The sequence below is a fragment of the Agathobaculum sp. NTUH-O15-33 genome (genome assembly GCF_033193315.1).
GTDB classification, from domain to species: Bacteria; Bacillota; Clostridia; order Oscillospirales; family Butyricicoccaceae; genus Agathobaculum; species Agathobaculum faecihominis_A.
Genome location: NZ_CP136187.1, coordinates 3658644 through 3669770, shown reverse-complemented (window position 1 = coordinate 3669770; position 11127 = coordinate 3658644). Strand labels below are relative to the sequence as shown.

Below are 11127 nucleotides of genomic sequence, written 5' to 3'. Positions count from 1 at the left end.
AAGGAGTCGTATCATGTCGATCATTCGCCGAAAACTGAATAGCCAGTCCGGCGCTTCGATCGTCATTGCGCTGATTTTTTTCCTGCTGTGCTTAACGGTGGGGGCGGTCGTTTTGACCGCCGCCACCGCTAACGTGGGGCGTGTGACCCGTATCCAAAACCAGCAGCAGGCGTATTTTGCCGTGCGTTCGGCGGCGGAGTTGCTAAGGGATGAAATACAAGGAAAGCATTTTTCAGCACAGCATGAGCGGTGGAAGGGGTCTGATTATAGCAGCAATCCAGAAGGTGTGAAACCCGCTAGCTATGACAGAAACGAGGGGCCAAAGCAAAAAAACGATTTTACGGAAAAGACCGAACCCTTAACTACGTTGATGGAGAATATCCACACAGACGCGGCATGTTGGTTTGATAAACAAGCGGGCTGGCCCACATCTGATACGATCGAAACACATACGCTTACCGTGGATGCCGGAGAAGACCTGAAAAAAGTAACAGTATCTTGGGAAATAGATAAGAATTATGTGCTGACAATACAACTTGATACCGAAAAAGATGAGAAATATCATAGCCCTATGACGCTAACGGTTCCAGCAAAGGTAAATCCCGATAGCGGTGAGCGTACCGTACGATGGACTACGCAATCTACAAAAACTGTGGACGGGCAGACGCAAACGATAACCCATCACCACTCGACGCAAATAGAGTATTGGAAAACAGATGTAACTTGGCAAACCGGCACCGTCACGAAGGGGGGCGCGCCGATTGTTTCGTAAATTAAAAAGTCAAAAGGGCGAAACGCTGGTCGAGACCATTGCAGCAATCCTTGTTGTTTCGCTGGCTTCTGCGGCGTTCGCGGCGATGATCATGTCCGCGTCCAAGCTCAATAGCAAGGCCGCGGAGATCGATCAAACCTATTATGCGGCGCTGGAAACCGTGGAAAAGAATGATGGCGCAACGCACGGAACGGTCACGGTTGGTACGGATACCGGCGTAAAAATCTATTGGACGGAGCAGGAAAAGCTGCGCGCCTACCGCAGCGCGGGAGGGGGCGTCACACCATGAAAACCCTCAAACGCAAGCTCCGCTCGCGGGCGGGTATGACGCTTACCGAGCTGCTTGCCGCGATGGCGGTGTTGGCCTTGCTCGGCACGGCCATTGGCGCGGGCACCAGCGCGGCTACCCGTGTGTACCGCCAATCAACCACCTTTTCCGAAGCCGCCGTGCTTGCATCCACCTTGACGGAGGCGATCGCGGACGAGCTGCGCTATGCGACCGATCTGCCGGAAACGGATGCGTCCAATCCGCCGTTTACCAGCCAGACCTATGGCAAAGGCGTTTCGATTACAAACGGCATAGATGATGATGAGGGCCATCTGATGATCGGTTCACACGCTCTCGTCGGCTCCCGTACCTATACGAGCGGACTGACAGCAGTGGTCGATATCGAATGGAAGGGTAAGGCTTTTGACGTGACGCTCACGATCAATGACGCTTCGGCAGTGAAACAGAAAGAAGCCAAGTTCTCCATTGCGCCGATCAATGCATAAGCACAAATACACGCAGAAAAAGACGCACCGCCTTGCTGGCGGTGCGTCTTTTTGTATCGGTTTTACGCTTCGACCGGCGTTTCCGCGGGGCGCAGGGTGAGTTTATCGTCCTGCACGTCCAGCGTGACGCGGGAACCGGCTGTGATCTCGCCCCGCAGCATGGTTTCGGCTACAAGGTCCTCCACCTCGCTGGTCACGGCGCGGCGCAGCGGGCGCGCGCCATAGATGGGATCGAAGCCGGCCTTTGCAAGGTGCTTTTTCGCCCCTTCGGTCCAAGTAAGCGTGATCTCCATATCGCGCATACGGTCGGCTACCTGACGGAGCATGCCGTCCGCGATTTCCGCGATTTCGTCCTCGCTCAGACGGTTGAAAACGATGATATCATCAATGCGGTTTAAGAATTCGGGCCGCACCGTGGTTTTGAGCTCGGCGAGCACGTCTTCCTTGATCTTTTCAAAGGTCTGCGCGGCTTCGTCGCCGCCGGTCTGGAAGCCCAGCGCCTTGCGGTTCTGGCCGGTGATCTTTTGCGCGCCGATGTTGGAGGTCATGATGATAATGGTGTTCTTGAAATCCACATGGCGGCCTTGGCCGTCGGTCAGCACGCCGTCTTCCAGAATTTGCAGCAGAATGTTGAACACATCGGGATGCGCCTTTTCGATCTCGTCAAACAGAATGACCGAATAGGGGTGGCGGCGCACCTTTTCCGAGAGCTGGCCGCCCTCGTCATAGCCGACGTAGCCCGGAGGCGAGCCGATCATGCGGGAAACCGCGTGCTTTTCCATATACTCGGACATGTCGACGCGGATCATCGCGCTTTCATCGCCGAACATTGCTTCGGCAAGCGCCTTGGACAGCTCGGTCTTGCCCACGCCGGTAGGGCCAAGGAACAGGAAGGAGCCGATCGGCCGCTTAGGATCGCGCAGGCCGACACGACCGCGGCGAATGGCCTTGGATACGGCGGTAACGGCTTCGTTCTGGCCGATCACGCGCTCATGCAGCGTATCCTCCAGATGCAGCAGGCGTTCGCCCTCGTCCTCGGTCAGGCGGGAAACGGGGATGCCAGTCCAGCCCGCGATCACGGCCGCGATATCGGCCTCGGTGACTGAGCCGTGGGATTTGGTTTGGTTATCCGTCCATTCCTGCTTGCGGGCTTCCAGCGCGTCGTGTTTCTGTTTTTCCTCGTCGCGCAGGCGGGCGGCGGTCTCATAATCTTGACCCTTTACCGCTTCTTCCTTGCGGGCGGTGATGGAGGCGATCTCGTCCTCCAGCTCCTTCCAGATCGGGCGGCGCGGTCAGCGCGGACAGGCGCACGCGGGAGCAGGCTTCGTCAATCACGTCGATGGCCTTGTCAGGCAACTGGCGGCCCGACACATAGCGGACCGAGAGCTTGACGGCGGCTTCAATCGCTTCATCCGGAATTTTAATGCGATGGTGCGCTTCGTACCGGTCGCGCAGACCTTGCAGGATAGAGACCGCGTCCTCGGGCGTGGGCTCGTTCACCTGCACGGGCTGGAAGCGGCGTTCCAAAGCGGCGTCCTTCTCGATGTGCTTGCGGTATTCGTCCAGCGTGGTCGCGCCGATAACCTGCACCTCGCCGCGAGACAGCGCGGGCTTTAGGATATTGGCCGCGTCCGCCGCGCCTTCGGCAGCGCCCGCGCCCATCAGCATGTGCATCTCATCTACAAAGAGGATGGTGTCCTTCTTGCTAATCAGTTCTTCTATAACTTTTTTGATGCGTTCCTCGAACTCGCCGCGGTATTTGGTGCCCGCGATCATGCCGGTCAGGTCGAGCGACACGATGCGCTTGTCTTTCAGCGTTTCGGGCACGTCGCCCGCCACGATCTTTTGCGCCAGCCCTTCCACCACGGCCGTTTTACCAACGCCGGGGTCGCCAATCAACGCGGGGTTGTTTTTGGTGCGGCGGGAAAGGATCTGCACCACGCGCTGGATTTCATCCGCGCGGCCGATAACGGGGTCCAGCTTGCCTTCCTTGGCGGCGGCGGTCAGGTCGCGGCCAAACTGGTCGAGCGCGTCGCCCGAAGAGCCGGAGGGCGCGCCCGCGGCGGCGAATTCGCCCGCTTCTCCGCCGCCGCCCAACGAGTCGGACAGCTTGGCGGCCAGCTGGTTCGGGGTAACGCCGAGGTTGTGCAGCGCGGTCAGCGCCACGTTTTGTCCTTCGCGCAGCAGGCCGAGCAGCAGGTGCTCCGTGCCGACATAGCCCGCGCCCATCTGCGAGGCGGAGGAGATCGCCAGCTCAATAATGCGCTTGGTGCGCGGGGTCATGCCCTGCGGCGCGGCGGCGTCCGGTGTGCCGCGTCCGGAGAGCGCTTCGATCTCGCTCAGCAGTTTATCCTCGGTCACACCGCAGGCGGTCAACGCCTTGGCGGCCGGACCGCCGCCCTCGCGCAGCAGACCAAGCAACAGGTGCTCGGAACCAATATAGCTATGTCCAAATTCGCCCGCGGCCTTTTGGGCAAGGGTCAACGCGTTGGCCGCGCGCTCTGTAAATCGGTTGTTTTGAAAAAACATGAAAATCAACTCCTTTTCATGGGGGTAAAATTTATTTTAAACAATGGTAATGCTCTGCGCCGTTTCACGCATCAGCGCGGCGCGCTTTTGGTCGCGCTCCTGCGCCGCGCCGCCGAGCACGGCGGGACGGATCGCTTGCTCAAGCGCGTAGAGCGCTTCCGGCGCGGGGCCGGTCAGGTAGCCCATTTGCAGGCCGATCAGCACATCGGATATGCAGGCAATCGCCTCGCCGGTCTGCATCAAATAAGCCGAACGCATGGCGCCTGCCGCGCGGCAAATACGGTCGCGCAGGGCGGGTTCGTTCTGGGCGCGTACCTGTTCGCGCACCTTCTTTTCCGCTTCGATCACCTCGGTCGCGGCGGCGATCAGTTTATCGGTCAAATCGGCCGCGGAGGAGCCAAGCGTCACTTGGTTGGAGATTTGATAGAAGCCGCCCACCGCTTCCGAGCCTTCGCCGTAAGCGCCGCGCACCGCGCAGCCGCGGCTGCCGGCAAAGCCGATCAGCTGCTGGATGCTGCCGGTCGCGGTCAGCATGGGCAGGTGCAGCATGATCGAAGCGCGCAGGCCGGTGCCGACGTTGGTCGGGCAAGCGGTCAAGTAGCCGAGGCGTTCGTCATACGCAAAGGGAAGTTCGTTTTCGATCAGCTTGGCGATGCGTTCGGCGGTCTCAAGGCATTCCTTGGGACACAGGCCCGTGCCGATCACCTGCAAACGCAAATGGTCTTCTTCGCCGATCATAATGGAAACGCCCTTATCCCTCGAAAAAATCAGCCAGCCGCCGTTTTGCGCCAGTTCGGGCGATATCAAATGGGTCTCTACCAGCGCGGCGGCCTCCGCGGAACGGGGCGCGAGCTGCTGCTTGGTAAATTCCGCGGCAATGGCAGGGGGTTTTTGCAGGGCGGCGAACACCTTGTCGGCGATTTCAGCGCGCTGCGCTTCGGTCAAGCCTCGAAACGGGTAGCCCTTTAGGTTGCGCGCCAACCGTACGCGGGAGGAGGCCGCCAGTCCGGTAAAGCCGCCGGATATTTCAAACATGCTCATTTCTGTTCGCCCTCCAATCTGCGGATCTCATCGCGCAGGTGCGCGGCCTGTTCATATTCTTCGTTCTGGATCGCGGTCTGAAGCTGCGCTTTGAGCGCTTCGACCGGGTCTTGCTTGGGTTCTTCGGCGGCGGGCGCCGCGCCAATGTGCTGGCTCGCGCCGTGTACCTTTTGCACATAGGGATTCAGAATGTCGGCAAAGGCGCCGTAGCAGTCCGGACAGCCGACGCGGCCGGTCCTCCGCAGTTCGCTTTCCGTCATGCCGCAGGTCTTACATTTGCGCTCGGTGCCGAGCATGGCCGCTGTGGGCGCGCCCAGCATGTTTTGCCATAGGCTGCCGAAGCCGCTGCCAAGGAAGGAGTGGAACGGATCGCTCCAAAGCTCTCCGAAGCCCTGAAAGGCGTTTTCAAACGCGCCGCCAAGGTTCATTTCCTTCGCACAATCGCTGCACAGGTGCATTTCCCGTTTCTGGCCGTTCACATTTTCGCTGTAAAAGGTCGTTGCTTCATTCTTACCGCATTTTTCGCATTTCATAAGAGGTTCCTCCTTCATAGGCTATAAAAAGTGGTTTGTTTACTAATTTTTAAGTGGCGATGCCCAAGATCGCGCAGCGGAAGATCGAAGCGCGCAGGCGGTCGCGGTCCGCCTTGTCTACTTCGGCCAGCGCGCCGTCCGAACAGGCGGAGAGCAACAACTGTCCTTCGGTCGGGCTGAGCAGCTCGGCGCTGACGAGGGCACGGGTCATGCGGGCCGCGTCGTTTTGCGATAGACGCCCGCCCAGTCCGCGCGCCGCTTCCACCAAGGTGCGCTGCTTATCGTTCATCAGGCGGATAATGCGGATATAACCGCCGCCGCCCCGCTGGCTTTCAACCAGATAGCCGTGCTCCGGTGTGAAGCGCGTTTCGATCACGTAGTTGATCTGGCTGGGCACGCAGTCGAAACGGTCGGCAAGACTTTTGCGCTGTAACTCAGCCACGCCGCCGCCGTCCGACAGCATTTCGCCGATAAACTCGGCGATCAGATCCGACATTTTCATGGTGAGCACACTCCTTCAAAAAGATCGGGCTGGTATCTGACCATTCCTGACCTATGATTCTATTATACACGGGCCTGAGGAAAATGCAAGCACTTTTTCTGACCATTTCTGACTATTAAAACGGGTGAGAATGCATTAATATAATGATATCTCATTATATCTCGTTTATTCTATTGTTTTTGATGTTTTTTACGTTTTTTAATATAGGCAAAAGTTAGTGGAAGCTAACCAACTCTTCCACTTGCTTTTTAGTTCGGTTGTGTTACAATAAGTTTGTAAATCATTTGGGAGGTGCAATTACCAATGGCATATGTAATTTCTGACGCTTGCATCAGCTGTGGCTCCTGCTCGGGCGAGTGCCCGGTCGGCGCGATCGCTGAAGGCGACGGCAAGTACGAGATCAACGCGGATGCGTGCATCGATTGCGGTTCCTGCGCGGGTTCCTGCCCGGTAGGCGCGATCAATCAGGGTTGATCCTACTTAACACAAGCGTATAAAAAATCCGTTCCGTTATGGAACGGATTTTTTATTGCTTCAATCGCGAAAAAACAGCGCAAAAGGCCGTGTAGGACCTTATACCATTACGCAGAACAGTATGACATAAAATCATGGGACTGCGACGAAACGTCGCAGCCCTTTGGGCTTCCCCCCGCGAGGCATAAGCGTAAACTTAAGCAGCGCGTGCATTTGGGCTTCCCCCGGCGAGGGCATATGCGTAAACTTAAGCAGCGCGCGATCTAGCCTTCCCCCCACGAGGGGAAGGTGGCGCGCGCCGTAGGCGCGTGACGAATGGGGGGCGTAACGAATAGCGCATTGGAAGGTTACTGCGCCCATCAATGCCAATGGTTCTTACGCCCCCCATCAGACCCGCGCTTCGCGCGGCCCAGCTTCCCCTCGTTGGGGGAAGCCCAAAGAGCGCTCTATGCATATGCCGCCCATGTCTGTCAAGCCCTTTTTTTCGGAAAATCCGGCTTTGGCCTTGCAAGTTCAGGCCAAAAACTGCAAGTTCAGGCCAACCCCTTGAAAACCGCCGCGTTTTCGCCTATTCTGAAAGTATGAAAAGCAAGCCCCACGGAAAGGAGGCCGCGCAGGCGGGGCATGCTCGTTAGCGCCGGGTAACTGGAAAACAAGGGATTTACAACAAGTAAACATTTTTGGGCCGAAAGGGGTATACCCCTTTCCTGTAGCTCCATTAGGAGCTACAGGAAAGGGGTATACCCCTTTCCTGTAGCTCCATTAGGAGCTACAGGAAAGGCTTCCCTCAATCTGTCCACCGATAAAACGATAGGAGGGTATCGTCTATGTTGCGAACAAGAAAACGAATCGGGGCGCTGCTGCTGGCCGCCGCGCTGGTCATAGGACAACTGGGGGCCACGGCCTACGCGGAGGAGCCGGAAAATACGGGGAAGGTCACCGTCACAGCCTTTGACGGGCTGGACGAGGCGGTGAAGTATCAGACCGTTCCCGCCGGAACGCCGCTGGACGGCCTGTCCCTGCCCGCGACGCTGGGCGCGTCGGTCTACACCGTGGCCGCCGATACCCAACCCGTTCCGGCGCATATCCAGATCGAGGGCGTGACGTGGGAGCCGGACAGCCCGTGGGACGACACCGCCGAGCAGGGCGGCTATACCTTCGCCCCGGTTCTTCCGGCTGGTTATGTGCTGACCGATAAGGTGGAGCCGCCGGAAATTTATGTGCGGATTGGCGAGCCGGCCGTCCCCCTTGACGCGCAAGACAAAGTGCTGACCGTGAAGTTTAACGACAACGGCAGCGGCGGTAAGAGCGACAATGACAACGACATGAAAACCGCCATTGACGCCGCCTTTACCAGCAGCGGAGCCAATCAAGCGAATATCACCACCATCAAGCTCACCGGCAGCGTGACGGAGATCACCCGTTGGAACTGGAAATACCTGATAGACCAGTACAACAGAGATAGCGGCTGGGACAGCCTGACCGCCCTTGATTTGTCCGGCATGACGAACCTTGAAGCAATACGGAATGATACTTATTTTTCGATGGGTCTGCTGACTAAACTGACAACGCTGACCCTCCCGGACAGCATGACCGAAATTGGGTATTTTGCGTTTTCCTACTGCACGGGCCTAAAACTGGACGCGCTGCCGAAAAAGCTGACCAAAATTGGGGATTATGCGTTTTACGGCTGCACGAGTATTCTTCTGGACGCGCTGCCGGACGACGTGAAACAAATTGGGGATTCTGCGTTTAACGGCTGCACGGGCCTAAAACTGACCGCGCTGCCGAAAAAGCTGACCAAAATTGGGGATTCTGCGTTTCGGAACTGCGCGGGTATTACTCTGGACGCGCTGCCGGACGACGTGAAACAAATTGGGGCGGGTGCGTTTTCCAAGTGCACGGGGTTAAAACTGACCAAGCTGCCGGACGGCGTGACCTATATTGGGGAGCGTGCGTTTCAGTACTGCACGGGGATTACCCTGAAAGAGCTGCCGGACGGCGTGACCTATATTGAGAGTTATGCGTTTAACTGCTGCACGGGGATTACTCTGGACGCGCTGCCGAAAGGTCTGAAACAAATTGAGGAGCAGGCGTTTTACGGCTGCACGAGCCTTAACGAGATCATCATGGAATCTACGGCCGCGCCGACGCTGGGGGAAGACGTTTTTGGGGACACAAACATCACTTTCTACGTCCCCAAGGGCGGAACGGGATATGACAAAGGCGGGTGGGAGAGCTTAAACACGGTGAAATACAGCCCCACTACGTCTATTTCCCTTCCGGCCACACTGGAACTGCGGCCAAATGAAAGCGGTACGCTGACCGTCACACCCACGCCAAACGACGCCGTGCCTATTTTTCTTTGGGAGAGCAGCGACACCAATATCGCCACGGTGGACAAGAACGGCAGCGTAACCGCCGTGGCGGTAGGGACGGCGACCATCACCGCCACCTCCCGGCAAGGAAGGAAAACGGCCGCTTGCACCGTCACCGTGCTTACGCCGGTAACGGGCGTGACGCTGCATCCATCCGAGCTGCTGCTCTACACCAACAAAGAGCCCAAGACCGCGGCGCTTACCGCCACGGTGGAACCGGCTGACGCATCCAACAAGGCGGTAAGCTGGAAATCGAGCGATACCAACATCGCCACGGTGGACGGTAGCGGCAACGTGACCGCCGTTTCGAGCGGCACGGCGACCATCACCGCCACCACGGAGGACGGGAGCTATGAAGCCGCCTGCACCGTTACCGTGGAAACTGTTTCCAGCGGCGGGGGCGGCGGCTCCAGCTACTTCTCCCGCACCCTGACCGACAAGCCCACCGGGATTGTGGTAAAGGGAACCCAAATCCACGGAAGCGCCGCGCTGACCGTTAAGGCCGGAGAGCTCCACGGCACAGGGGACGCGGGCTGCGACCTGCTGCGCGCGGCGCAGGCCAGCGGGCATCTGCCGGGGGTCTGGGACGTGTCCCTCTCCCGGGGCTTCCGGGGGAAACTCACCGTTTCCCTCCCCGTAGCGGACCGGAACGGCCAAACCCTGACCGTGGCCCACTGTGTGGACGGCAAGCTGACCCTGTCGGGCGTGAAGGTATCCGAAGGCTTTGCCAAGGTAGAAACGGATAGCCTTTCCCCCTTCGCGGTGCTGGACGGCGTTTACACGCAGGCCGAGCTTGAGGCCCTAGCCGCGCCCGGCTGGAAAAACCCCTTTGCGGATGTGAAGGTAGGCGACTGGTTCTATGACGCGGTAAAGTACGTGCACCAAAAGGGCCTGATGGTGGGCGTTACCGAGACCGCCTTTGGCCCCGATGGGCCCGTCACCCGCGCTCAGGTGTGGACGGTGCTGGCCCGTCTGGACGGGGCCGATACCTCGGGCGGCGCGCCTTGGTACGCCCCCGCCCAGACGTGGGCCGTGAAAAAGGGCGTCAGCGACGGCACGGACCCGGACGGCCCTGTCACCCGGGAGCAGCTTGTGACCATGCTGTACCGCTACGCCCAGAACGCGGGCATGGATGTGTCCGTGGGCGGGGATACCAACATCCTCAGCTACTCGGACGCCCTTGACGTGGCGGAGTGGGCGGTCCCGGCATTCCAATGGGCCTGCGGGAGCGGCATCATCAGCGGCACCGGCGGCGCCACCCTTTCCCCCCGAACCGGGGCCACAAGAGCCCAGCTCGCCGCCATCCTCCAGCGTTATTCCGGCGGAACAGTATGACATAAAATCATGGGGCTGCGACGAAACGCAATTCGTCGCAGCCCTTTGGGCTTCCCCCGACGAGGCATAAGCGTAAACTTAAGCAGCGTATGCATTTGGGCTTCCCCCGACGAGGGCATATGCGTAAACTTAAGCAATGCGCGGGGGGCAAAGACCGTTTTCTGGCCTTCCCCCCACGAGGGGAAGGTGGCGCGCGCCGTAGGCGCGTGACGAATGGGGGGCGTAACCAATAGCGCACTTTAAGGCCGCCACGCGCATCAATGCTGCCAATTCATGCGCCCCCATCAGTCACGGCTTCGCCGTGCCAGCTTCCCCTCGTCGGGGGAAGCCCAAAGAGCGCTCTATGCATACGCTGCTTAAGTGTACGCATATGCCCTCGTTGGGGGAAGCCCGAAGGGCATATGCTGCCCATGAGGGGAATAACCGTTTCGCCCCCAAGGACCCCGCCACCCACGCCGAGGCCGCCGCCGTGCTGCGCCGGTTCGTGGAAATCGTCATAGACCCCGCCGCCGCTGGCGGCTGGAAACAGATTGACGGCACATGGCACTACTTCGACGGTTCAGGCCTCATGCAAGCCGGGGGCTGGCAGGAAATCAGCGGCAAGTGATACTACTTCTACCCGGACGGCGCTATGGCCGTTAATACCGAAATCGACGGCTACGAGATCGGCCCGGATGGAGTACGGCAAGAAAAGGAATAGCCGAGAAAAGCAGAGCAGGGGCGCGAATGACGTTGAATCATTCGCGCCCGTATTTCGTTTGGGAATGGATTTTGCCTAAAACAACAATG

Annotated in this window: 9 protein-coding genes and 2 pseudogenes; 7 read left to right on the top strand and 4 right to left on the bottom strand. The window is 58.7% G+C overall.

The annotated features are described in order from the left end of the window. Positions 1-13: 13 nt before the first annotated feature. From RWV98_RS17860 to RWV98_RS17850, 3 genes are read left to right on the top strand one after another with little or no spacing between them, the layout of a single operon-like run. Positions 14-772, top strand: a complete 759-nt coding sequence (locus RWV98_RS17860; protein ID WP_317862532.1) for a hypothetical protein — start codon at positions 14-16, stop codon at positions 770-772. Continuing rightward, positions 762-1061, top strand: a complete 300-nt coding sequence (locus RWV98_RS17855; protein WP_317862531.1) for a type IV pilus modification PilV family protein — start codon at positions 762-764, stop codon at positions 1059-1061. The genes RWV98_RS17860 and RWV98_RS17855 overlap by 11 nt, the downstream gene beginning before the upstream one ends. Continuing rightward, positions 1058-1546, top strand: a complete 489-nt coding sequence (locus RWV98_RS17850) for a prepilin-type N-terminal cleavage/methylation domain-containing protein (protein ID WP_317862529.1) — start codon at positions 1058-1060, stop codon at positions 1544-1546. The genes RWV98_RS17855 and RWV98_RS17850 overlap by 4 nt, the downstream gene beginning before the upstream one ends. Before the next feature lie 62 nt (positions 1547-1608). Here the strand turns inward: RWV98_RS17850 and RWV98_RS17845 are convergent. The 4 genes and pseudogenes from RWV98_RS17845 to RWV98_RS17830 form a co-directional block, all read right to left on the bottom strand. Beyond that, a pseudogene (locus RWV98_RS17845) lies at positions 1609-4075 on the bottom strand (ATP-dependent Clp protease ATP-binding subunit). A gap of 36 nt (positions 4076-4111) precedes the next feature. Beyond that, positions 4112-5116 (bottom strand): ATP--guanido phosphotransferase, encoded by a 1005-nt coding sequence (locus tag RWV98_RS17840; protein WP_317862527.1) that lies wholly within the window; start codon positions 5114-5116, stop codon positions 4112-4114. After that, entirely contained in the window at positions 5113-5649 is a 537-nt protein-coding gene (locus RWV98_RS17835; protein ID WP_317862525.1) for a UvrB/UvrC motif-containing protein, read from the bottom strand. The genes RWV98_RS17840 and RWV98_RS17835 overlap by 4 nt, the downstream gene beginning before the upstream one ends. 49 nt (positions 5650-5698) lie before the next feature. Next, positions 5699-6151 carry a CtsR family transcriptional regulator gene (locus RWV98_RS17830; protein WP_317862523.1) on the bottom strand — a complete coding sequence of 151 codons (453 nt, stop codon included), beginning with the start codon at positions 6149-6151 and terminating at the stop codon, positions 5699-5701. A gap of 303 nt (positions 6152-6454) precedes the next feature. On the opposite strand from RWV98_RS17830, the gene RWV98_RS17825 reads away from it, so the two are divergent. The 4 genes and pseudogenes from RWV98_RS17825 to RWV98_RS19525 form a co-directional block, all read left to right on the top strand. Beyond that, the gene (locus RWV98_RS17825) at positions 6455-6625 is read left to right on the top strand and encodes a DUF362 domain-containing protein (RefSeq protein ID WP_317862522.1); all 171 of its coding nucleotides are present in this window, start codon (positions 6455-6457) and stop codon (positions 6623-6625) included. 827 nt (positions 6626-7452) lie between these two features. Further along, positions 7453-10338: a leucine-rich repeat protein gene (locus RWV98_RS17820; protein WP_317862520.1), complete on the top strand. Its 2886-nt coding sequence runs from the start codon at positions 7453-7455 to the stop codon at positions 10336-10338. Between the two features lie 343 nt (positions 10339-10681). Continuing rightward, positions 10682-10945, top strand: coding sequence for a hypothetical protein (locus RWV98_RS17815; RefSeq protein ID WP_317862519.1), 264 nt, complete (start codon positions 10682-10684; stop codon positions 10943-10945). Positions 10946-10954: 9 nt separating this feature from the next. After that, a pseudogene (locus RWV98_RS19525) lies at positions 10955-11038 on the top strand (hypothetical protein); the annotation flags it as partial. Between the last annotated feature and the right edge of the window lie 89 nt (positions 11039-11127).